Genomic DNA, 21,183 nt, shown 5'->3' on the forward strand with positions numbered 1-21,183 from the left:
TTTATAATTTCATACTTTGAATTTGGCGCTTGGCCTTGCTGATTGGGTTACGCGAGCCCATGTTGTTCTTATTGTCACAGGCCGTAGGATGGGTTTCGCAGGCGCTTTATCCATCCTACAAAAACAACAGATTTAACCCATTACCCTTATCTCTATTTTAAAAAAACTTCACGCAATGAAAAAAAACGCAGCCCACCAAATCGCACATATTTTAACCGAAGCACTGCCATATATTCAGAAATTCCAGAATAAAACGATTGTGATTAAATATGGCGGCAATGCAATGGTCGATGAGTCGCTAAAACAAGGCTTTGCCCGTGATATTGTTTTAATGAAACTGGTTGGTCTCAACCCTGTTGTCGTACATGGCGGAGGCCCTCAAATTGGTAATGTTTTGGAGAAAATAGGCAAATCAACTGAATTTGTCGATGGCATGCGTGTGACCGATAGTGAAACCATGGATGTGGTTGAAATGGTATTAGGTGGACTGGTCAATAAACAAATCGTTAATTTGATCAACCAACAAGGCGGAAAAGCGATCGGTTTGACCGGTAAGGACGGTAATTTTATTCATGCCAGGAAAATCCAGCGTAAATCACTTGACCCTGAATTTAAATCTTCGGAAATCATTGACCTTGGTCATGTCGGCGAAGTCAGCAGCATTGATCCATCCGTGGTTGACATGCTGGTACACAGCGATTTTATCCCGGTCATTGCCCCCATAGGCGTGGGCGAGGATGGTTTCTCCTATAACATCAATGCCGACTTAGTGGCCGGTAAAGTCGCCGAAACCTTAGGCGCAGAAAAGCTCATATTATTGACCAACACGGCGGGCATACTAGACAAGAAAAACCAATTATTGACCGGCCTGTCTGTACAAGATATTGATACCTTAATCGAAGATGGCACCATAAATGGAGGAATGATTCCCAAAACGCTCTGTGCAACCGATGCCCTGAAAGCAGGCGTCAATACCGTTCATATCATTGACGGACGCGTCGAACATGCCGTTTTATTGGAATTATTTACCGATGAAGGCGTCGGAACCTTGCTAAAACGACGCTAACATAGGAATTTTAGCCGCTCACATTAGCAATAAAAGTAATTGAAAGGCCTTTCAACGCTGTCATTGGCAAAAAAACTACCGAGAGTTGAGTAATGCGAACCTTACGTCTACCGAGGCAAGCGCTGCTCTATAAAATCGTTGAATGACTGACGAATTTGCTTCACTTTTGGACTGATGCATAACTCCATACCAATCGTCGAACGTTTACAGCGAATATCCAAAAAGATTTGTTCCCGTTGCTTATCCAATTTCAATTTTGAAACCGACAAACTTAAATCAAGATCATTGTGGGGGGTATCCGACATGATAAGCCGGTCGGTATCGATATCCAGCTTAGTCGTAGAATACATTTTCACAAACAAGCGTGAAATCTGCCAGGCTTTATCGCAGCGTTTTTTACTCTCGCAAATATACAAGCCCAACTCTTTTGCCGACTGCCTTTCGGCCACCCGGTCAATTAACTTATCCATATCAGCTGTTTTGGATTGCGTCAGATATTTAAACCGCGCAATATCCATTTTGAATTCTTTTTCAGCCTGTTTGCGCTTTTCCAAATGCCTGCTGATTTCGGCATCTAACAACTTGAGTTGTTGCCTGGAATCTGCAATGGCCTTTACCAGGTTTTTCGGCACCTTGCGGTTTTCCCGCTCATAACGGGCCGCTTTATGCAATTGCTGCTGCAATTGCTTTTCCAACCTAAGCTTGTTGCCTTCAGCGACCTTTCTTTGCGCATCCAATGCCTGAAGCTTTCCTTTCAATGCCATCTCCATATCATCCAGACTACGAAAAGTGCTCAGCAAGACCTTGTCATGGGTGCGCTGTTTTTCGATCAACTTTTGTTGCTCTCTACGCAATTTTTGCAGACGTTTTTCAAGTTCAATCTGTTCCTTGCTTTTTGCTGCCTCAACCACATCCAACACACGTATCGATTCACTCAAAGCCTCGCGTTTATGCTTAATTTGGTCAGGTGGTACCTGGTCAGAAAAAAACACACGGCCTTGATCATCCACCCAACGATACATTTTTTTGGCATAAACAGATTGTTCTGTCCCCAAAAGAATCACTAAAAAAAGCATAAAAAAATTAAATGCTCGAAGCTTTTTCATCTCGTTGCTAAGAAACCGCTTAAGTTGTAAGTAAAAAGACCCCTGGAAGACAATCAGAAGTTATAAAATTATCGTGCTGCACTTCATAAGTCTCAGGTTTAAATATTGTCTTCCGATTATCGCTCAATAATATTGAAGTAATCTTAAAGAACTATAGCTGAAAAATCAGGCAACGACTCTGCATATTATTCAACTCATTACGCTAAGTAGTTACAAAACCAGTTTATTTCACCCAATCAAACTGGCCAGTTGATGTAACGGCGGCAAAATAATCATTTTCAGCAACTGCAAAAAAATCAAGGCAACCAGCGGCGATAAATCGATGCCGCCTAAATCAGGGGTCATACGTCGAAAAAACCGCAATACTGGCTCGCTGAGGCTGTATAAAATTGATGTTGCTGCATTATGATGCCCTATTGCAATCCAGCTCAATATAGCTCTGGCAAAAATCATAAAGATAAAAATATTGATGAACAAACTCATCAACTGCGTCAGCGAAATAATCATCAATGCCGGTAAACCGACCATCACACCTTTGATTGCAAAAATGCTGAAATCAGAAAACATCTGCAACAACATCAACAACAGTAAAGCCGAGGTATCCACTTTACCTAAAGGCGGTACGATACGGCGTAGCAACCTTAGGGGCGGATGGGTGATTTTCACGATAACCTGGGAAACCGGATTGTAAAAATCCGCATGACTCCATTGCAATAAAAAACGCAATGCAACCGCCAGAATATACAGCGAAAAAATCGTATCGATTAAAAAAATCAGCGGATCAGATAGATACGTTGACCCCATTATTCTTCTCCCAATTCTTTAGATAGTTCAACCGACCGGTCTCGCGCTGCATGCAATGCCTTTGAAACCAACTGTTTAAATTCACCTTGCTCAAAGACCTCCAGTGCTTTTTGCGTCGTACCGCCCGGCGATGTCACACGCTGTCGTAATTGCGCCGGTGTGTCAGACGACTCCAAGGCTATTTTTGCGGCTCCCAAGGCGGTTTGTTGCACCAGAATTCGGGCTGTTTTTTCATTCAAGCCCAATTCCACCGCCGCCCATTCCATCGCTTCCATCAGCAAAAAGAAATAAGCCGGGCCACTCCCAGAAACTGCCGTCACCGCATCTAGCTCCGACTCATGTTCGACCCACAGGGTTATACCAACGGCACGCAAAATATTCTCAGCCAATTGTTTTGCGTCCTCACTCACATATTCATTCGCATGCAATGCCGTTACAGCAGACATAACTAAAGCCGGTGTGTTTGGCATTGAGCGCACGATGGCAACATGCTCACCTAACCAATGACTTAAACTTTTCTGACAGACACCAGCTGCAATCGAAACCACCAAACTCTGTCTTTGTTGCACAATCGCAGAAATCTCTTGCGCCGCTTCTCGTAATACCTGCGGTTTTACCGCCAATACGATAACATCAACGGCTTGCGCTAATTGTGTATTTTCTGTTGTGGTATTGACATTTAAATTAGCTGCAAGCTTCTGTAATACCTCTTCACGAACATCCGACACCCAAATATTTTGTGCAGAAAAGCCACTCTGAATAAGCCCGGTCATTAAACAGGCGGCCATATTCCCACCACCGACAAAACCAATTTTTTCTGTTTTCATAGCATCCTCTTATTCCTTTCTTTCTGATACACCTGACATCAACCTGATCCACACTCTAGTCGCTAGGAGGTTGTCGGGTTTAGGGATTTCCCACTGTCGCAGTAGAATTTTCCTAAATCCGACAGCCTCCCAGTATGTGACTTATTCGATTCAGCTTTGAACCGTCATCCCTTTTGCAGCCGATAAATGACGGATTCTGAATCCTGAAAGCAATAATACCATCAGATAAACCAAAGCACCTAAAGCAATCCAAACAAACAATTGTACAACCCGGTCATATACTGACCAACCCAGCCACCACCGGCTATCGACAAACTTATAGAGAAAGACAGCCATCACCTCATTAGCCAGAATAATTCTCAAAATGAATAATCGCCACGCAGGCCCAGGCTGATAAATACGTTTTTTTAACAACGTCCCTAATAATAAAGAAGCATTAAAAAAGGCGCCCAACGAGGTTGCCAAAGCGAGTCCCGCATGCGCCAATGGAAAAACCAGCGCCACATTTAGTCCCATATTAGCAATCATGGCATAAATACCAAATTTAACCGGTGTTTTGGTGTCTTTGCGAGAGGTAAAGCCGGGAACCAGAATTTTAACCAGAATGAAACCCAGTAACCCCAAGGCATACGCCTTTAAACTGTGGCCTGCCATAATGACATCGTCTGCGCCAAATTCTTCGTATTGAAACAAGGTAGTCAACATCGGTTCTGCCAACAACATCAAACCAAGTGAGGCAGGCATACCGATCAATAAAACCAGCCGCAAGCCCCAGTCCAAAGACTGGGAAAAACCTTGTGCATTCTTAGCGGCATGATTTTTCGACAATTCAGGCAAAATGACGGTCGCCAAGGCAATTCCAAACACACCTAAAGGAAATTCAACCAACCGATCAGAATAATACAACCATGACACACTGCCCGAGGGCAAAAACGAAGCAATCAGAGTATCCAATAACAGATTGATTTGCGTAATCGAAACACCAAAAATCGCAGGCAACATCAGCGCCATGATTTTTCTGACACCTTTATCACCAAATCCCCAACGCAGCCTCGGCACAAGCCCCAATCGCCACAAAGCTGGAAACTGAAACAACAACTGCACCAAGCCTGCGGCAAAAACCCCCCAAGCCAGGGCGACCACAGGTTCGGCCATTAACGGTGACAACCAGATAGCCGCCGCAATCATGCATAGATTTAAAAAAACCGGGGTAAATGCCGGTACCGCAAATTTACCATGAGAATTTAAGATTCCACCGGCAAAAGCCACCGAAGAAATAAAGAACAGATACGGAAATGTGATTCTTAGCATCTGAACGGCCAAATCGTATTGTTTTTCCTCCCATAAAAACCCCGGCGCGAACAACGTAATCAAAACCGGCGCAGCAATCATGCCAACAATCGAAACCAGCATTAAAACCAGCGCTAATGAACCGGCCGTGCGATCCAAAAAAGCACGTAACGCAGCGTTACTACCCTGCTCTTTATAATCAGATAATACGGGCACGAAGGCTTGGGCGAAGGCACCTTCGGCAAACAAACGCCGTAGAAAATTAGGTATTTTGAAGGCAACAAAAAAAGCATCGGTTCCTGCATTAACACCAAATATCCGTGCTAACAGCATATCTCGTATAAACCCTAAAATACGCGATAACATTGTCATAACACTGACAATCGCTGTCGATTTGAACAATTTTTTACTCAAAAAAACTCCTTACAATCTAATAACACCGGTCTTTTCGCTTTATCACATCAATTTTAATTGACAATAATACCATTTAAAAAGATAATAGCGGGTTCTTAATAACATAGATTTTTTATAGATTCACTATGGCCAATTCACCACAAGCTAAAAAAAGAGCACGTCAGGCAGAAAAAAGACGCGTTCGCAATGCTGGACAGCGCAGCCGGATGCGTACATTTATCAAAAAAGTTATCGCGGCGGTAGACGCGGGTGATAAAGAACAAGCACAAGCCGCGTTTAAATCAGCCGTTCCCATTATTGATTCAGCCGTTACTAAAGGCTTGATTCATAAAAATAACGCTGCACGCAAAAAAAGCCGCTTAAATGCAAAAATAAAGGCATTAAGCTAAAAACACTAAAAATAAAAGACAGGCATTAAGCCTGTCTTTTATTTTAGCCTTATAATCGCCGCATACTTCACAAAAGCACCAGATTATCTCGGTGAATCAACTCCTCATCATCGGCGTAACCTAATATTTTCTCAAACTCCAAGCTACTTTTACCGGCAATTTTTCTGACTTCCTCAGCATTATAATTGACCAGCCCACGCGCAACTTCCTGATTCCGCTTATCAACACAACTGACCAAATCTCCCCGAACAAAATCACCAGAAACATCTCTGACACCGACTGCAAGCAAGCTTTTCCCTTTATTTTTAAGCGATTTGACTGCCCCATCATCCAGTTCCAACACACCTTTTCGCTGCAATTGCCCGGCCAACCATTGTTTTCTAGCCGCATATTTTGCAACATCCGGCACCAAATATGTTCCTAAGGTTTCACCAGCCACAATCCGACCAATCACATCTGCGGGCTTACCCGATACAATAACCGTCGCCGCACCAGAGCGTGCTGCCAGCCGTGCCGCGCGAATTTTGGTAAACATACCGCCCCGCCCCAGACCGCTGCGACTACCACCCGCCACCTGGTCCAGAACAGGATCATTCACACTGGCCTGATCAATCAATTGTGCGGAGGCGTTAATACTCGGATCACTATCGAACAAACCTGCTTGGTCGGTCAAGATAATCAACAGATCCGCCTCAACCAAATTCGCAACCATAGCCGCCAAAGTATCATTATCCCCAAAACGGATTTCATCGGTCGCTACAGCATCATTTTCATTGACGACAGGAACGACATTCAGCCCCAATAACGTCAATAATGTACTGCGCGCGTTCAAATAGCGCTTACGATCCGACAAATCATCATGCGTCAACAGAACCTGAGCGGTGAGCAAGCCATGCTTCTGAAATTTATTTTCAAAATTCCGAATCAACCCCATCTGCCCAACAGAAGCTGCAGCCTGTAATTCATGCAATGTCGATGGCCGCGCAGAAAACCCCAAGCGACTCATACCCTCTGCCACAGAGCCTGACGACACCAAAACCACATCACGGCCTTCATGCCGCAGCGCCGCCATTTGCGACACCCAACCCGCAATAGCAGGAACATTCAAGCCCTGCCCATTATCGGTCAGCAAAGAACTGCCAATTTTAACGACTATCCTTTTAGCCTTGCTAAACTCAGCCCTGCTCATCCTCATCGTCCTTTTCCTGTTTTGCCTCAAGCTGACGCCGCTGCTCCAAGTGCTGCATGATGTCATACATCAACCTATCCAATCCTTGTTTCTTTAATGCCGAAATCTGATAAACCGGCCCCTGCCAATCCAATTCCTTAACAATTTCCGCGCATTTCTCCTCAACCTCATCTTCCGGTAAGCGATCTATTTTATTCAATATCAGCCAGCGTGGCTTTTGCGCCAGCTCATCACTCCATTTCTCAACTTCATGAATAATTTTTCTGGCTGCCTCAACCGGCGTTTCGCTGCTTTCATACGGCATGACATCGATTAAATGCAATAACAAACCCGTCCGCGATAGATGTTTCAAAAACTGCAATCCCAGTCCTGCACCTTCTGCTGCCCCTTCAATCACCCCGGGAATATCCGCAATCACAAAACTACGCAAATCATCAACCCGAACGACCCCTAAATTGGGGTGCAATGTCGTAAATGGGTAATCCGCCACCTTAGGCCTTGCAGAAGACACTGCACGAATCAAGCTGGATTTTCCGGCATTTGGCATACCCAACAAACCGACATCGGCGATAACCTTTAATTCCAGCTTTAAAACCCTCTGCTCCCCAGGTGAACCTTTACTAAATTGGCGCGGCGCTCGATTTACACTACTTTTGAAGCGGGTGTTTCCCAAACCATGAAAACCACCTTTCGCGACCAATAATTTTTCACCCGGATGAGTCAAGTCCCCTAATTTCTCTCCTGTTTCCGCCACATAAACAATCGTCCCCAAGGGCACCGGAATAATGCAATCTTCGCCTTTTTTGCCGGTACAATTCCGCCCCATACCATTTTGCCCCCGCTGCGCCCTATGCACAGAATGGTAACGAAAATCAGCCAGAGTGTTTACATTTTCAACAGCAAGCAGATAAACGCTTCCGCCATCACCACCATCACCACCATCGGGCCCACCCATCGGAATGTATTTTTCACGCCGAAACGTGGCAACGCCATTGCCGCCATCGCCCGCTTCGACACGAATTTCCGCTTCATCTACAAATCGCATATCTCTATTTTTCCTGACCTAACGAGGTGCGCCAATCAAAACACGCTTACCTCCACACCGCACAAACAAAAAAGCCCCGTCGAGGACGGGGCTTTTAAATCATTCTTTACTCAGCGACGGTTATGCTGATTGAATACTGATATATTTGCGGTTTTTTGGACCTTTAACTTCAAAAACCACTTTTCCATCCGCTGTAGCGAATAAGGTATGATCTTTACCCAATCCTACATTTTCACCGGCATGAAATTTTGTTCCCCGCTGTCTTACCAGAATATTTCCAGCTTTGACAACTTGACCACCATAACGCTTAACACCTAAGCGCTTGGCATTAGAATCACGTCCGTTTCGGGTACTACCACCCGCTTTTTTATGAGCCATTTTTGTACCCCTTTATGTTACGCAGAAATACCGGTAATTTTTACTTCAGTAAAATACTGACGATGCCCCATTTGTTTCATATGGTGCTTACGTCTTTTGAATTTGATAATTTTAATCTTTTTATGTCTGCCTTGAGAAACGACTTCCGCAGTCACTTTTCCACCATCAACATAAGGCTGACCAATTTTGACTGCATCGTCTGATTGCACTAACAGTACCTTATCAAACTCAACGCTGTCACCCGTTCCCAGTTCAAGTTTTTCTATTTTTAAGGTGGTGCCTTCCTCAACCCGATACTGTTTGCCACCTGTTTGAATTACTGCATACATCAGTGCACGCTCCGTCAAGCATAAATCTGTTAAAAGTAAACCGCGTATTATATTCACCAAACGACCAAACGTCAAACAAATACGCGCCACATATCTCGACAGCCATTTACACGCCGCAGGATTTTGATTTCATCGCCTATTTAACAAGGATAACAAACCGCTTTCTGGCTCTAACATATAACTTGGCGGCGGTAAAATAACACAACAAAATGATTGACACCACCTTATCGATTAAATAGGATGGCTGGCTATTTAGCTCATCTCTTCGCTTCTTTGGATATTGACACAAAAAATGGTAGCAACAGACGCCCCCGGTTCGACCGATTCAATCGATTTTGAGGCCATAAAGAATCTGACAACCTCAGAAACACGCGCCGTTGATCAGCTTATTCTCGATGAATTAAGCTCTGATGTCGTACTGATCAATCAGATGGGGCATTATATTATCGGCAGTGGCGGCAAAAGACTCCGCCCCATGTTGTTGCTATTGGCCGCAAAAGCATTAGGCGAAACAAGCCAACATCATTTAGTCATGGCGGCTGTCATCGAATTTATTCATACCGCAACATTATTACATGATGATGTCGTTGATGAATCGGATCTCAGGCGCGGTAAAGACTCCGCCAATGCCGTCTGGGGCAATGCCGCCAGCGTTCTGGTTGGAGACTATCTCTATTCCAGCGCTTTTGAAATGATGGTTCGTACTGACAACATGCGGGTCATGGAAATATTGTCAAAAACCACGACATCCATTGCTGAAGGCGAGGTTTTGCAACTATTAAATTGCAACAACCCGGAGACAAGCGAAGAAAAATATCTACAGGTCATCACACGTAAAACAGCCATTCTGTTCAGCGCCGCAACGCGCCTGGCAGCGGTTATTTCCAAGGCTTCGCCTGAAATCGAAGATGCCCTGGCCGAGTATGGCCAACAACTGGGCGTGGCCTTCCAATTGATTGATGATGCACTGGACTACAAAGCCAGCCAGGAAGAATTAGGCAAGAACCTCGGTGATGACCTGGCTGAAGGCAAACCGACACTGCCTTTGATTTACGCCATTGAACACGGCACAAAGGCACAGGCAGAAGTCATCACCAACGCCATCAAACAAGGCTCTCGCAACGCATTTATCGAAGTTTATGAAATCGTCAAAGATACCCACGCGATCGAATACACCGAAAAATGTGCTGATGCCGCCGCACAAAAAGCCATTGATGCGATCACCATCCTGCCAGACTCTGAATACAAAACTGCATTACAACAATTAGCCCATTTTTCGGTTCAAAGAGACCACTGATCAGCTCATCACAGGCTTTGAAACTTAATCAAAGTCATTATTGTTGACAAATCTCGATTACTCGCGGCCTAAATGCTGTCTGATTTTCCAGGATAAGCCTCCGAGCCGCTGCATTTTTCGCTGAACAGCGGCGTTAAAGACTGTTTCGGTCGCCAAAACATGTACAGTCTGCTTCGCCCGTGTAACAGCCGTATAAAGTAATTCTTTACTCAATACAGGATTCATTTCATCCGGCAGTACCACAAGAACCTCTTCAAATTCAGATCCCTGACTCTTGTGAATCGTCATCGCATAACAGGTCTGACACAGAGGCATCCGCGCAGGTAACACATGCTGTATCCTGCCATCCGCCCTGACGAAAAACACCATCAACTGACCATCGTCATCTAGCAAACACAAGCCAATATCACCATTAAATAACTGCATACGCGCATTATTCTCGACCACCATAACCGGACGCCCCGCATACCATTGCCGACGCAAATCGATCACCCCTTCACGATGCCATGTTTTTTCGATTCGAGAATTCATATCCTGAACCGATAGCGGGCCATAACGGTTCGCACACAACACCTGAAAGCGATTGAATGCCTGTAAAATTTCGCTAGCATCGGCATCCTGCTTAACTAATCGCCAATAACTCTCATATTTCTCCTGCACGAAGACATCAACATCCTGTTGCAACAAACTTACGAAATCCAAGTTTTGCAGCGCGTGCCAGGCCTCTCTCGCCTGCTGACACTTAATCGCCTCAGCCAATGCTTTAATATCACCCTGAAAACGATGCGACTTGAGCAATTCCTGGGTGTGCTCCGGTAAAGCCTCGGTTAAATCGGCCAATACCGATCCGGCCTCAACTGAAGACAGCTGCTCTTTATCACCCAATAAAATCAATTTTGCCCCTGGCTTCAATGCATCGACCAGTTTACTCATCAATGCCAAATCGACCATTGATACTTCATCGACCACCACCACATCGTACGGCAACGGATTGTCGGCATGATGCCAAAAATAAGGCGTAGGCGGGCGACTGCCCAGTAAATGATGCAAGGTTGAGACCTGCTCAGGGATCAATTGCTTGATCGCTTCTGCACACGGCAAAAAAGGCTTGCTGCCCACTACCGACTCCTGCAGCCGCATCGCCGCTTTTCCAGTGGGGGCGGCCAAAGCAATAGCCAAATCAGCGCGCTGCTCCAACAACAAAGCCAAAATTTTGACAACCGTTGTCGTCTTTCCCGTCCCAGGCCCACCACTGATTATAGTTAGCGCATGCTTCAAAGCATTTTCTGCGGCTATTTTTTGCCAATCAATCTCATCAATTAACGCCGGAAAATAGCGCTCAAGTATTGCATCCTCCGGTACAACATCTTGCTGCTCCCGAGTCAAACCCACCAATTGCTCTGCCAAGCGCTGCTCATAAGCCCAGTATCGCTGCATATACAGGCGATTTTGCTCTAAAATCAGCGCTTTTGGTTTTTCCTTATCAACCAACCCTGATCGTTCAACCAGTTTTATTGCTTCATCATTCAGTTGAATACAGCTATGCCCATCCGCTTGAGCGGCCGACAACCGCTGTAAAATCAACCGGAGCTTTTGCTTGTTTTCCCCAGCCAACTCAGTAAAGCGCAACAAAAACGCCGCAAACGCCCGATCCAGGCGGCGACACCCTGGCTCTAGCTGATGAATCGTTTCGATACTTAACTCGGTTTCCATAACCCTCTCCTTTGCCTCTCCCCGTTATTTTATACCGCCACCCCCCGAATATTCGATTGAATCGGGTATAATGGGCGTTTTTCCCGATTTTCCAGACACAATGAGTACAGTTAACAGCGAAAAACTTTCCAGTGCCCGTTTTAGCGAAGCCACCGACGAATTTGTCGAAATATTCACCGCTTCGGTAGACTTTGACCAGCGCATGGCACAAGAAGATATTGAAGGTTCTTTAGCACACGCCAGAATGTTACATAAAATCGGCATTCTCACCCAACAAGAACTTGAAGATATTATTACCGGCCTGAATCAAATCAGCCAGGAAATCCGCAACGGCGAGTTCAACTGGTCGATCAAACAGGAAGACGTGCACATGAACATCGAAGCGCGCCTGACTGATCTAATCGGCACCGCAGGTAAAAAACTGCATACCGGCCGCTCCCGTAACGACCAGGTCGCCACCGATATTCGCTTGTATTTACGCAAGGAAATTGACCTGATAAAACAACAACTCACCCGTCTGCAAAGCGCCTTGTTAGACCTGGCCGAACAGGAAGCAAGCACAGTCATGCCAGGCTTCACCCATCTTCAGGTTGCTCAGCCGGTCACCTTTGGACATCATTTAATGGCCTGGTTTGAAATGCTCAAACGAGATCGTGAACGCCTTGACGATTGCCTGAAGCGCATCAACATCATGCCGCTGGGTGCTGCGGCTCTGGCCGGCACCAGCTATCCCATTGACCGCTTCATGACGGCTGAACTGCTGGGTTTCAGCCGGCCTTCGGCCAATTCACTGGATTCGGTCAGCGACCGCGATTTCGCGATTGAATTTACCGCTGCCGCCAGCCTGATCATGATGCATTTATCCCGTTTCTCCGAAGAACTGGTACTCTGGTCCAGCGCCCAGTTCGATTTTATTGATATGCCGGATGCTTTTTGCACTGGCTCTTCAATTATGCCACAAAAGAAAAACCCGGATGTGCCTGAACTGGTGCGCGGCAAATCCGGCCGCGTCACCGGCCATTTGATTTCATTGCTAATGCTGATGAAAAGCCAACCATTAGCCTATAACAAAGATAATCAAGAAGACAAAGAACCTTTATTTGATACCGTCGATACCTTATTAAATTGCCTGCGCGCCTTTGCCGACATGATGCCACACATCAAAACCAAAAAAGACACCATGCGTCAGGCCGCCCGCAAAGGTTTTGCCACTGCCACTGATTTGGCCGATTATCTGGTACGCAAGGGTATGCCGTTTCGAGATGCCCACGAAGTTGTCGGGCAGGCGGTTAAATTAGGCCTGGATAGCAATCGCGACCTGGCCGATCTGACACTGACGGAATTAAAACAGTTTTCTGACCTGATCGAGCAGGACGTATTCGATATTCTGACGCTGGAAGGCTCGGTTGCCGCTCGCAAGCACATCGGCGGTACCGCACCTGAAACGGTCAGAGCCGCCATTAAAACGGCCAGGGCTGAACTGGTTTCAGATGAATAAAACGGTTATCGACCTGCTCCGTCACGGTGAAGTCCAGGGCGGTGCTTGTTTTCGCGGCAGCCAGGACGACCCACTGACCGAAGCCGGCTGGCAGCAAATGCAACAACAAACCCAGACACATCATTGGCAGGCCATCATCAGCTCGCCGCTTAAACGCTGCCGGCTGTTTGCCGAACACCTCAGCCAAGAGCAGCAAATACCCCTTCAAATTGAGGACAATCTACGCGAAATCCATTTTGGTGACTGGGAAGGAAAAAGCAGTGAGGAGATTAACCAACTCTCGCCACAGTTACTGCAACAGTTTTACCAAAACCCGATGGAATACCACCCACCTGCGGCAGAGCCATTATTGGATTTCCAGCAGCGTGTCACCCAAAGCTGGCACAGCTTGCTAAACAACTACAGTGGCCAGCACATTCTACTCATCACCCATGCTGGCGTGATCCGGCTGTTGTTTTCTATGATTTTTAAACTGCCTTATCCACAATGTTTTCAGTTTGAAATCCCAGCGGCCAACTTGACCCGTTTCAGTCATTTTAAAAGCGATGAAAACCCCTTCACGCAACTTAATTTCCATCAGCCACCGCCACCCTCAAACAAAAAACTTCCTTAACTGATGTTACGCAGTCGCTCTCGTGCTCTCGTTCCCACGTTTAACGTGGGAATGCATAGCGGGACGCTCCTGCGTCCCGTGACGCACAACGTCACAGAAGGCATTCCCACGCGGGAGCGTGGGAACGAGAAAAACGGGGATTTTAATGCTGCCTTTCAAGTTTATAAATTTCAAGCCTTTGTTTCTAAACAACTTTATTTTTTCGATACCCCGTGAACGGTTACGCGCAACATCAGTTACTAATCAATTTCTAGTTGCATGGCACTACAATGGCAATGCTGCGTTAATCTAAAGCTCACGCTCAAAACGCAGCAGCAGCTCACAAGCAACATCGTGTATTTTGCGGCGCTGATCCCGCGCTTGTTGCCTGAGCTTTTCAAACGCAGCCTTTTCATTCAATCGACATTCCGACATCAAGAAACCGATTGCCATGCTGACCATACGGCTTTGTGTCAAGGCTTTTTCCAGATGCCCGCATTCTGTTTCAACTTCTTTAAGTTGATGAAATTTATTCAAAGCCGTTTCAATGCTCAATTTTAATTGGTGCAAACTACAGGGCTTTAACAAATAACTAACATAACCACATTTCAACGCCGCCTCGACAATGTTTTCATCCGAATAAGCGGATAAAAAAATCACCGGCAATTGTTGGTGTTTAATCAGTTTTTTCGCCAACTCGATGCCATCGATAGTCGGCATTCTAATATCCAGCAAAGCAATATCGAAATTTTCTTCCTGAGCAATCGCCAAGGCTTTTTCAGATTCTGCCACCAAACAGACCTGATAACCCAACATCTCCAGTCCCTTGCCCATCGAGCTTAAAATCAAGCGGTCATCATCGACAAACAGTATTTTCTTTTTCACAGTCACATCAATCAAATCATCTGAGTCATTCCAACAAAACTGTGAAGCGGGGGCTGGGCTTCATTCATCGAATGGAAAGGGAAGGTATGGTAACGACAAAACTAAACACCGTAAAGTATAATCATTATCATATAAGAGTGCTTGTTATGCCGGTTTATTTCCCCAACAAAGCGCATTGGAAAATGTCAATTGTGTCACCACACGGTGATTGTCAACATTGCGATAAGACAGTTTTATCTCATCCGGCAGCAGTGTTTTAACCAAAGACAGTCCGGTACCCAAACCTTTCCCTGATTCAAAATCAAAATCTTTCGGTAATTGGGCAGTGTGATTGACAATGGTCAGGCAGGCTTTTTTATCTGGTTCAACCGTCAATTTAACATCGATTGGCATCCTGCCATCGCCATCATGCTTGATGGCATTTAAAATCAATTCATTCACCACCAACGAGGTAGGAACCGCCTGCTCCCGATCTAAGGCATACGGCTTGCCCGGTGGAATCTCCAGATTGACGGGTTTGTTGGACAGAGTATTAACCGAGCTTGAAAAATTGGCCGACGATTCCACCAAATCGCATAAAAAAATACGCCCGTCTTCATGCTGGCTTTTCAGGCCAAAGGTAATCGCCAATGAACTGACCTGAAACAGACTTCGATGCAACACATCCTGCACCGCCGGCTGTTCCATAATACTGATTTCCAACAGACTCATTACCGCCTGGAGATGGTTTTTGATTTGGTGATGCACCTCCCGGATCAAGGCATTGCGATGCAAATTTCTCTGTGCATTCCTTTTCTGGACAGTATCACTTTTAATCAGTTGACACAAATAGCTGACCGGTTGCCCTGACTCAGCCGCGATAACCTGGATGTCATACCCCACAGTCACACTTTTACCTTCCAGACTGGTCAATTGCACATCACCTGTCAAGACTTTGGGCGGAAACACCGACCAATTCTGTGTATGCAATTCTTCCCGTGCCAAAAAACAACACAATGATCGCCCAGGCCATTCCTCTGGCGGACAAGCCAACAAGCGTTGACCATAGGCATTCACAGCCAAAATCTCCCCTTGCTCAGAAAGTAGCATAAACCCCGACAATTCAGAGTCGAACAATGCCTGCCACAAACTGCGCATCCCATCGGGAAGAATCGCACTCCCTACCTTACTAAGTTGATTGTTTTTCATAGGATTTCACCATAGTTTACGACTGCCGAAGACAAAGATAGAACAACACAATGTCCCTTAATGTCATTCATTGATTTCTTCAACAGGCAAAACCTGCCTTCCATGACGCACCATAAGAATGAGTATTGTTGATTTTTCCAGTTTATAGATGATGCGATAATTGCCCCAAATAATCTCTCGAAAATTGTTATTTTTGATTTCAGGAACAATACACCCACGCTCTGGAAACTTGGATAATATTTCAACCAAACGAAAAATCTTATTCACCCACTTTTCTGCAGCAGCCGGCTTGTCCCAGGCTATATACTCTGCAATTTCGGATACCCGCTCAATGGCTAGTGGCGACCAAATTAACTTCATTTCGCCAGCCCAGTGAGAATTCTGTTTTTTGCCTCTTTATGCCTAACTCCCTTCTCTTCATTCAATTGTGCAATAATTTTGTACAAAATTGCGTTTATTATAGCGTACCCTTTATGCTTATCTTTCGAAATAGACAACCTAAGTTATCCGCATAAATTGTAAAGACTGTCCATCAAAAACGCGGGGTGCAGAATGACCGTGCGAGTCGCTATCATAATCTAATCTCCCGTTAACCAATTGAAAAAAAAAAAATAGCGAGACTCTTTCACCTTGAAAAATAAGATAATCTGCCTATACTGCAGTATAACAAACGGTTGTCATGATTCACTGAAAGACGTTACGCAACATCTTTCAGTGCTCCCATGCGGAAGCGTGAAAACGAAAGTAATAGACAATCGCTTTTCTTTGTACCCAGCCCCCGTACAAATCTCCACACCGGCTTGTAAACTTCCGGTTGTGTTACTCATCGCTTTAAAAACAATCGCTTGAATCTTATACGGGGACGTTTATGTCGATTCGCCAAAAATTATTCTTAGGCTTTGCCACGATACTATTGCTGTTTATCCTGGTATCAGGTGCCACTTTCTTCAAAACCAATCATGTAACCGACACGGAAAACCGTTTGTTCCAGCTACGCTTTCCCACTCTGCTGGCAGGACAACAATTGACAGACGGCATTCATTTATCCTTAGCCGGCTTGCGCGGTTACATGATCTTAGGCAAAAACCCCAAGGCTGCCGCCAAGTTCAAGGCCGAACGCCAACAGGGATGGCAGCAGATTGACCAGGCCATACAACAACTGGATGATTTTGCCCGCCAGTGGACAGATCCTGACAATGTGACACGTCTGCAACAAATCAAAAAATTACTACAGCGATTCCGAACCACACAACAACAGGTTGAGGATATTGTTCATACACCTGCCAATATTCCGGCATTACAGCTGCTCAATGAAAAAGCCGCGCCTATAGCCGAGCAACTGCTTACCGCTCTGACCGGTATGATTGATGAAGAATCGAGACTGGAGGCGACACCAGCACGCAAGCGCTTGTTGAAACAACTGGCCGACAGTCGCGGCAGCTTCGCCGGCGGCATGGCCGATCTACGCGCCTATCTATTGACCGGTAACGCCGATTATCAACAAAGTTTCACCAAAAAATGGCAGATAAACAATCAACGTCTAAAGCAAATCGCCAAACACGCTGATTTGTTTAACCACAAACAACAACAATTCTGGCGGCAATATCAGCAATCCCATCAGGCCTTCTCTCCACTCCCTGCACAGATTTTCAAGTTACGCCAGCAACCAGACTGGAACCTGGCCAACACTTGGCTGGGCACCCGTGCCGCGCCGACAGCCGATGCTATTTTGACAACCCTTCAAAACATGACGCAATCCCAACAACAATTGGCCCGGCAAGACCTGGACAGCCTACAAACCGCATCATCACAGCTACAGTGGACTGTCTTGGCCGGCGTTTTATTGGCACTGTTAGTCGGCATTGGTGTCGCGCTTTGGGTTTCCAATAGCATCACGCAGCCGTTACATCGTATTTTAATGCGTGCCAAAGCCATCAGTGAAGGTGATTTGAGTCAGCCCGACCTGCCTGTCAATGGCAAGGATGAATTGGCTGAACTGACCCGCACCACCAATCAGATGAATCATAATCTGAAAAAAGTAATCGATCAGTTGGCTAAAACAGCCCAGAAAATTAGCCAATCTTCAACCTCTTTAACCGATACCCCCTATGTCAACATACCTGTCGCCTAGGAAATTTTAAATCAGGAGACAAAAATGAGCGTATTTAGCCAAGAATTTAAAGTACAATCAGTAGAAAAAGCATTATCCAGATGACCGAACAAGCCAATGAGGAAACCGATGAAGGCAAACAAATGGTGCTCAATGCCACCCACGCCATTCAACATCTCACCGATCAAATCAAAAACACCGCTTCTGTCATTCAGCAATTGCAACTGGACAGTGACAATATCAATACCGTCTTGGAAGTTATCCGGGGTGTGGCAGAACAAACCAATTTGTTGGCTTTAAATGCGGCGATCGAAGCGGCGCGTGCCGGTGAACAGGGACGTGGCTTTGCCGTCGTGGCCGATGAAGTCAGAACGCTGGCGGGCAAAACACAGGAATCCACCGAAGAAATCAATCAGGTTATCGACAAGTTACAAAATGGCGTGCGCAATGCCGTCTCGGTTATGGAACAAAGCCAGGCCGATGCTTTGCAAGTCGTCGAACAGGCCGAAAAAGCCAGTGAATCCTTACAGGATATTTCTAGCGCCGTCAGCCGCATCAGTGAAATGAACAATCAGATTGCGACAGCTGCGGAACAACAAAGCGCCACCGCCGAAGAAATCAACCAGAATGTCTTAAATGTCAAACAAGAAGCCGAAAAAACCAGTAGCCGCGCACGCCAAGCGACAACAGCCCATCAGCAACTGGCTGAACTGGCTGCAGAACTGCAAACACTGTTTGCGCAATTCAAAATACGTTGATATGCCGTTTTCAAGCCTTAACTTCAGCTTCGCTATTTTTTGTATGAAGAGAGATAACATGCCCAGAGGCATTTACGATGAACAATCAAAATTTCAGCCCATATCAGGCCATGACCGTTAATTTACAACTTTATAAAGTGATGTTTGAAACATCTTCCGAAGCCATGGTCATTACCGATGATCAGGCACGCATTGTCGATATTAACCCGGCTTTTTGCAAAATCACCGGTTACAAGAAAGAAGAAGTGCTTGGGAAAAACCCGAAGATTCTTTCTTCCGGCCTTCAGGATCGTCATTTTTACCAGCAAATGTGGGAACAGATCAACAGCCATCATTACTGGCAAGGGGAACTGTGGAACAAACGTAAAAACGGTGAGATTTTCCCAGTCTGGCAAACCATCAACCAGGTTATTTCCAATAACACTGTCAAGCATTATATTTCGGTATTCAGTGATATTTCCAAATTCAAGGAAGCCGAAGAAAAATTATGGAAACTGGCGCATTTTGATTCGTTGACGGGACTGGCCAATCGTAATTTATTGGACATAAAATTACGTCAGCAATTCGCCAATGCTGACCAGAAGCCGCACTATAACGCACTGTTGTTTATTGACCTGGACGATTTCAAGCGCATTAATGATTCATTAGGCCATAAAGTCGGCGATCAGTTTTTGATCCAGGTGGCACAACGCTTGAAGCAGCTGTTCCGTAGCGATGACATTATTGCCCGAATCGGTGGTGATGAATTTGTGGTGTTATTGAACAATATGGCCGACAATCAGCGTGAAACCGTCGATCAGGTCAGCCGAATCGCGATTAAATTGCTGGACTCCATGAAATTGCCGATTGAAATCGCCTCACATCAACTGCATCTATCATGCAGCATCGGGATTACCTTGTTCAATGATGACAGTAAAAACAGCGATCAAGTCTTGAAAGAGGCGGACACTGCCATGTACGAAGCCAAACACAATGGCAAGAACAATTTCAGTTTCTTTTATGACCAGCTGCAACAAGAAGCCGATAAACGCCTGACCCTGGAAAAAGAACTCTATGAAGCCTTGCAGCAAGATCAATTCGAGGTGCTTTATCAGCTGCAGTTCAACAGCAACCAACAAATCATGGGCTGCGAAGCGCTGATCCGCTGGCGACATCCTGAAAAGGGCCTGATTTCACCGGCCGATTTTATCCCGATTGCCGAACAAACCGGCTTGATTACCGACATCGGCGAGCAGGTCTTGATCAAGGCCTGTCGGCAATGGGTAAGCTGGCAACATGCAGGTCTCCATATCCCCCACCTGTCAATCAATATCAGCTCGCGCCAGTTTATTGATAATGACTTCACCGAAAAAATCAAAGCCATTATCCAATGCACAGGTGTCGATGCCAATTGTATTACCCTGGAAATCACCGAATCTTTACTGTTTTATCATATCCAAAGCAGTATCGAGAAAATTAACCAGTTGCGCGAACTGGGATTACGTTTTTCAATTGACGATTTTGGTACCGGTTATTCCTCATTATCCTATTTAAGCCGCCTGCCGATTGATCAACTTAAAATTGACCGCTCTTTTGTCCTCAACCTGAATAAAAGTGCGCCAGACCTGGCGATTGTCGATACGATTATCGCCATGGCCAAGCATTTGCATTTGGAAGTTGTCGCTGAAGGCGTGGAAACCGAAGTCCAATTACAGCAACTACAGCAATGTGGCTGTGATTGTTTTCAAGGTTTTTATTTCGCCCGACCGCAACCTGCCCAAGATATCTTCCACCCTCTGGAGTCAACATCATGAATAATTTTGACTTTTACAAACTCATGCAATTATCCAAAAATCCAGATTTGTTCGAACAAGAACGCCAAAAAATTTTACAGGATTTTTTCGACCAATATCAAAACGATAAAGAATATCAAGCCTTTTTACGCCAAATTCAAGACAGAATTGAATCCAAGCATGAACTCTTAAAACAATACATCCAGACCAAGGACCAAGCATGACGAAGCACTCAAGTGAGACACCATTCTTGTACCCATCACACCAAAAAAGCCTGGCACCTACCGAAATAAGCACCAAGCTTTTTATCGCGCTAAAGGCATTTAGGCCATTACATCCAGCTTACTACCCACTGCGCCTGTAGCGACAGCGGGTGTTTTCTGAGTTTTAGCGGCAGCATTTACCCTATCGTCACGATCACCATCGGTATCTGGCTGATTACCTTCAAGCGCTTCCGCCGTCCGTGTCGGCACAGGTGTATTCGGCGTTACCAGTGTACTTGCAACGGATGAAACATCCATAGCTAATCTCCT

Annotated in this window: 22 protein-coding genes; 9 read left to right on the top strand and 13 right to left on the bottom strand. The window is 45.5% G+C overall.

What is annotated here, in order from left to right; all coding sequences use genetic code 11:
- The first annotated feature begins 175 nt into the window (after positions 1 to 175).
- On the top strand, positions 176 to 1,066 hold the full coding sequence (gene argB / locus JEU20_RS04570; RefSeq protein ID WP_198243849.1) for an acetylglutamate kinase: 891 nt from the start codon (positions 176 to 178) through the stop codon (positions 1,064 to 1,066).
- A 107-nt stretch (positions 1,067 to 1,173) separates the two neighbouring features.
- Here the strand turns inward: argB and JEU20_RS04575 are convergent, their stop codons facing one another.
- The 4 genes from JEU20_RS04575 to murJ all read right to left on the bottom strand — a co-directional run bounded on the left by JEU20_RS04575 (position 1,174) and on the right by murJ (position 5,507).
- Positions 1,174 to 2,172, bottom strand: coding sequence for a DUF4124 domain-containing protein (locus tag JEU20_RS04575; protein WP_245395106.1), 999 nt, complete (start codon positions 2,170 to 2,172; stop codon positions 1,174 to 1,176).
- Between the two features lie 228 nt (positions 2,173 to 2,400).
- Complete coding sequence (locus JEU20_RS04580) at positions 2,401 to 2,976, bottom strand: YggT family protein (protein WP_198243851.1); 576 nt, start codon at positions 2,974 to 2,976, stop codon at positions 2,401 to 2,403.
- Positions 2,976 to 3,803 (bottom strand): pyrroline-5-carboxylate reductase, encoded by an 828-nt coding sequence (gene proC / locus JEU20_RS04585; protein ID WP_198243852.1) that lies wholly within the window; start codon positions 3,801 to 3,803, stop codon positions 2,976 to 2,978. The genes JEU20_RS04580 and proC overlap by 1 nt, the downstream gene beginning before the upstream one ends.
- 150 nt (positions 3,804 to 3,953) lie before the next feature.
- The gene (murJ, locus tag JEU20_RS04590; protein WP_198243853.1) at positions 3,954 to 5,507 is read right to left on the bottom strand and encodes a murein biosynthesis integral membrane protein MurJ; all 1,554 of its coding nucleotides are present in this window, start codon (positions 5,505 to 5,507) and stop codon (positions 3,954 to 3,956) included.
- A 125-nt stretch (positions 5,508 to 5,632) separates the two neighbouring features.
- On the opposite strand from murJ, the gene rpsT reads away from it, so the two are divergent.
- A complete protein-coding gene (rpsT, locus tag JEU20_RS04595) occupies positions 5,633 to 5,896 on the top strand; it encodes a 30S ribosomal protein S20 (protein ID WP_198243854.1) in 264 nt (87 codons plus the stop codon).
- A 67-nt stretch (positions 5,897 to 5,963) separates the two neighbouring features.
- On the opposite strand, the gene proB is transcribed toward rpsT, so the two are convergent.
- The 4 genes from proB to rplU form a co-directional block, all read right to left on the bottom strand.
- Positions 5,964 to 7,085: a glutamate 5-kinase gene (gene proB, locus JEU20_RS04600; RefSeq protein ID WP_198243855.1), complete on the bottom strand. Its 1,122-nt coding sequence runs from the start codon at positions 7,083 to 7,085 to the stop codon at positions 5,964 to 5,966.
- Positions 7,072 to 8,130: an Obg family GTPase CgtA gene (gene cgtA, locus JEU20_RS04605; protein ID WP_198243856.1), complete on the bottom strand. Its 1,059-nt coding sequence runs from the start codon at positions 8,128 to 8,130 to the stop codon at positions 7,072 to 7,074. Before cgtA ends, proB begins: the two co-directional genes overlap by 14 nt.
- Positions 8,131 to 8,250: 120 nt before the next feature.
- Positions 8,251 to 8,508 (bottom strand): 50S ribosomal protein L27, encoded by a 258-nt coding sequence (gene rpmA / locus JEU20_RS04610; RefSeq protein WP_198243857.1) that lies wholly within the window; start codon positions 8,506 to 8,508, stop codon positions 8,251 to 8,253.
- A gap of 17 nt (positions 8,509 to 8,525) precedes the next feature.
- Positions 8,526 to 8,837 carry a 50S ribosomal protein L21 gene (rplU, locus tag JEU20_RS04615; protein ID WP_198245882.1) on the bottom strand — a complete coding sequence of 104 codons (312 nt, stop codon included), beginning with the start codon at positions 8,835 to 8,837 and terminating at the stop codon, positions 8,526 to 8,528.
- Between the two features lie 292 nt (positions 8,838 to 9,129).
- On the opposite strand from rplU, the gene ispB reads away from it, so the two are divergent.
- Positions 9,130 to 10,134 carry an octaprenyl diphosphate synthase gene (gene ispB, locus JEU20_RS04620; protein ID WP_198243858.1) on the top strand — a complete coding sequence of 335 codons (1,005 nt, stop codon included), beginning with the start codon at positions 9,130 to 9,132 and terminating at the stop codon, positions 10,132 to 10,134.
- 57 nt (positions 10,135 to 10,191) lie between these two features.
- Here the strand turns inward: ispB and recD are convergent, their stop codons facing one another.
- A complete protein-coding gene (recD, locus tag JEU20_RS04625; RefSeq protein WP_198243859.1) occupies positions 10,192 to 11,847 on the bottom strand; it encodes an exodeoxyribonuclease V subunit alpha in 1,656 nt (551 codons plus the stop codon).
- A 100-nt stretch (positions 11,848 to 11,947) separates the two neighbouring features.
- Here recD and argH point away from each other — a divergent pair, with 100 nt between their 5' ends.
- Together argH and JEU20_RS04635 are read left to right on the top strand one after the other, a co-directional pair.
- Positions 11,948 to 13,345 (top strand): argininosuccinate lyase, encoded by a 1,398-nt coding sequence (gene argH / locus JEU20_RS04630; protein WP_198243860.1) that lies wholly within the window; start codon positions 11,948 to 11,950, stop codon positions 13,343 to 13,345.
- Positions 13,338 to 13,958, top strand: coding sequence for a histidine phosphatase family protein (locus JEU20_RS04635; RefSeq protein ID WP_198243861.1), 621 nt, complete (start codon positions 13,338 to 13,340; stop codon positions 13,956 to 13,958). The genes argH and JEU20_RS04635 overlap by 8 nt, the downstream gene beginning before the upstream one ends.
- 288 nt (positions 13,959 to 14,246) lie before the next feature.
- On the opposite strand, the gene JEU20_RS04640 is transcribed toward JEU20_RS04635, so the two are convergent.
- The 3 genes from JEU20_RS04640 to JEU20_RS04650 all read right to left on the bottom strand — a co-directional run bounded on the left by JEU20_RS04640 (position 14,247) and on the right by JEU20_RS04650 (position 16,370).
- The gene (locus JEU20_RS04640; protein WP_198243862.1) at positions 14,247 to 14,822 is read right to left on the bottom strand and encodes an ANTAR domain-containing response regulator; all 576 of its coding nucleotides are present in this window, start codon (positions 14,820 to 14,822) and stop codon (positions 14,247 to 14,249) included.
- Positions 14,823 to 14,966: 144 nt separating this feature from the next.
- Positions 14,967 to 16,010 (bottom strand): sensor histidine kinase, encoded by a 1,044-nt coding sequence (locus JEU20_RS04645; protein ID WP_198243863.1) that lies wholly within the window; start codon positions 16,008 to 16,010, stop codon positions 14,967 to 14,969.
- 63 nt (positions 16,011 to 16,073) lie between these two features.
- Positions 16,074 to 16,370: a type II toxin-antitoxin system RelE/ParE family toxin gene (locus JEU20_RS04650; RefSeq protein ID WP_198243864.1), complete on the bottom strand. Its 297-nt coding sequence runs from the start codon at positions 16,368 to 16,370 to the stop codon at positions 16,074 to 16,076.
- Between the two features lie 508 nt (positions 16,371 to 16,878).
- Between JEU20_RS04650 and JEU20_RS04655 the strand changes: the two genes are divergently transcribed.
- The 4 genes from JEU20_RS04655 to JEU20_RS04670 all read left to right on the top strand — a co-directional run bounded on the left by JEU20_RS04655 (position 16,879) and on the right by JEU20_RS04670 (position 20,874).
- Positions 16,879 to 18,141 (top strand): MCP four helix bundle domain-containing protein, encoded by a 1,263-nt coding sequence (locus tag JEU20_RS04655; protein WP_198243865.1) that lies wholly within the window; start codon positions 16,879 to 16,881, stop codon positions 18,139 to 18,141.
- Between the two features lie 80 nt (positions 18,142 to 18,221).
- Positions 18,222 to 18,878: a methyl-accepting chemotaxis protein gene (locus JEU20_RS04660; RefSeq protein ID WP_198243866.1), complete on the top strand. Its 657-nt coding sequence runs from the start codon at positions 18,222 to 18,224 to the stop codon at positions 18,876 to 18,878.
- Positions 18,879 to 18,955: 77 nt separating this feature from the next.
- Positions 18,956 to 20,671, top strand: coding sequence for a putative bifunctional diguanylate cyclase/phosphodiesterase (locus JEU20_RS04665; RefSeq protein ID WP_198243867.1), 1,716 nt, complete (start codon positions 18,956 to 18,958; stop codon positions 20,669 to 20,671).
- Positions 20,668 to 20,874: a hypothetical protein gene (locus JEU20_RS04670; RefSeq protein ID WP_198243868.1), complete on the top strand. Its 207-nt coding sequence runs from the start codon at positions 20,668 to 20,670 to the stop codon at positions 20,872 to 20,874. Before JEU20_RS04665 ends, JEU20_RS04670 begins: the two co-directional genes overlap by 4 nt.
- A 99-nt stretch (positions 20,875 to 20,973) precedes the next feature.
- On the opposite strand, the gene JEU20_RS04675 is transcribed toward JEU20_RS04670, so the two are convergent.
- Positions 20,974 to 21,171, bottom strand: a complete 198-nt coding sequence (locus JEU20_RS04675) for a hypothetical protein (protein ID WP_198243869.1) — start codon at positions 21,169 to 21,171, stop codon at positions 20,974 to 20,976.
- Positions 21,172 to 21,183: the final 12 nt, after the last annotated feature.

It is taken from the genome of methane-oxidizing endosymbiont of Gigantopelta aegis (assembly GCF_016097405.1).
In the GTDB taxonomy this organism is placed as follows: domain Bacteria; phylum Pseudomonadota; class Gammaproteobacteria; order Methylococcales; family Methylomonadaceae; genus Methylomarinum.

What these genes read in the sequence shown, in the direction of transcription:
- argB (WP_198243849.1), top strand. Translation starts at nt 176, where the DNA reads ATGAAAAAAAACGCAGCCCACCAAATCGCACATATTTTAACCGAAGCA.
- JEU20_RS04575 (WP_245395106.1), bottom strand. Translation starts at nt 2,172, where the DNA reads ATGAAAAAGCTTCGAGCATTTAATTTTTTTATGCTTTTTTTAGTGATT.
- JEU20_RS04580 (WP_198243851.1), bottom strand. Translation starts at nt 2,976, where the DNA reads ATGGGGTCAACGTATCTATCTGATCCGCTGATTTTTTTAATCGATACG.
- proC (WP_198243852.1), bottom strand. Translation starts at nt 3,803, where the DNA reads ATGAAAACAGAAAAAATTGGTTTTGTCGGTGGTGGGAATATGGCCGCC.
- rpsT (WP_198243854.1), top strand. Translation starts at nt 5,633, where the DNA reads ATGGCCAATTCACCACAAGCTAAAAAAAGAGCACGTCAGGCAGAAAAA.
- proB (WP_198243855.1), bottom strand. Translation starts at nt 7,085, where the DNA reads ATGAGCAGGGCTGAGTTTAGCAAGGCTAAAAGGATAGTCGTTAAAATT.
- cgtA (WP_198243856.1), bottom strand. Translation starts at nt 8,130, where the DNA reads ATGCGATTTGTAGATGAAGCGGAAATTCGTGTCGAAGCGGGCGATGGC.
- rpmA (WP_198243857.1), bottom strand. Translation starts at nt 8,508, where the DNA reads ATGGCTCATAAAAAAGCGGGTGGTAGTACCCGAAACGGACGTGATTCT.
- rplU (WP_198245882.1), bottom strand. Translation starts at nt 8,837, where the DNA reads ATGTATGCAGTAATTCAAACAGGTGGCAAACAGTATCGGGTTGAGGAA.
- ispB (WP_198243858.1), top strand. Translation starts at nt 9,130, where the DNA reads ATGGTAGCAACAGACGCCCCCGGTTCGACCGATTCAATCGATTTTGAG.
- recD (WP_198243859.1), bottom strand. Translation starts at nt 11,847, where the DNA reads ATGGAAACCGAGTTAAGTATCGAAACGATTCATCAGCTAGAGCCAGGG.
- argH (WP_198243860.1), top strand. Translation starts at nt 11,948, where the DNA reads ATGAGTACAGTTAACAGCGAAAAACTTTCCAGTGCCCGTTTTAGCGAA.
- JEU20_RS04635 (WP_198243861.1), top strand. Translation starts at nt 13,338, where the DNA reads ATGAATAAAACGGTTATCGACCTGCTCCGTCACGGTGAAGTCCAGGGC.
- JEU20_RS04645 (WP_198243863.1), bottom strand. Translation starts at nt 16,010, where the DNA reads ATGAAAAACAATCAACTTAGTAAGGTAGGGAGTGCGATTCTTCCCGAT.
- JEU20_RS04650 (WP_198243864.1), bottom strand. Translation starts at nt 16,370, where the DNA reads ATGAAGTTAATTTGGTCGCCACTAGCCATTGAGCGGGTATCCGAAATT.
- JEU20_RS04655 (WP_198243865.1), top strand. Translation starts at nt 16,879, where the DNA reads ATGTCGATTCGCCAAAAATTATTCTTAGGCTTTGCCACGATACTATTG.
- JEU20_RS04660 (WP_198243866.1), top strand. Translation starts at nt 18,222, where the DNA reads ATGACCGAACAAGCCAATGAGGAAACCGATGAAGGCAAACAAATGGTG.
- JEU20_RS04665 (WP_198243867.1), top strand. Translation starts at nt 18,956, where the DNA reads ATGAACAATCAAAATTTCAGCCCATATCAGGCCATGACCGTTAATTTA.
- JEU20_RS04670 (WP_198243868.1), top strand. Translation starts at nt 20,668, where the DNA reads ATGAATAATTTTGACTTTTACAAACTCATGCAATTATCCAAAAATCCA.
- JEU20_RS04675 (WP_198243869.1), bottom strand. Translation starts at nt 21,171, where the DNA reads ATGGATGTTTCATCCGTTGCAAGTACACTGGTAACGCCGAATACACCT.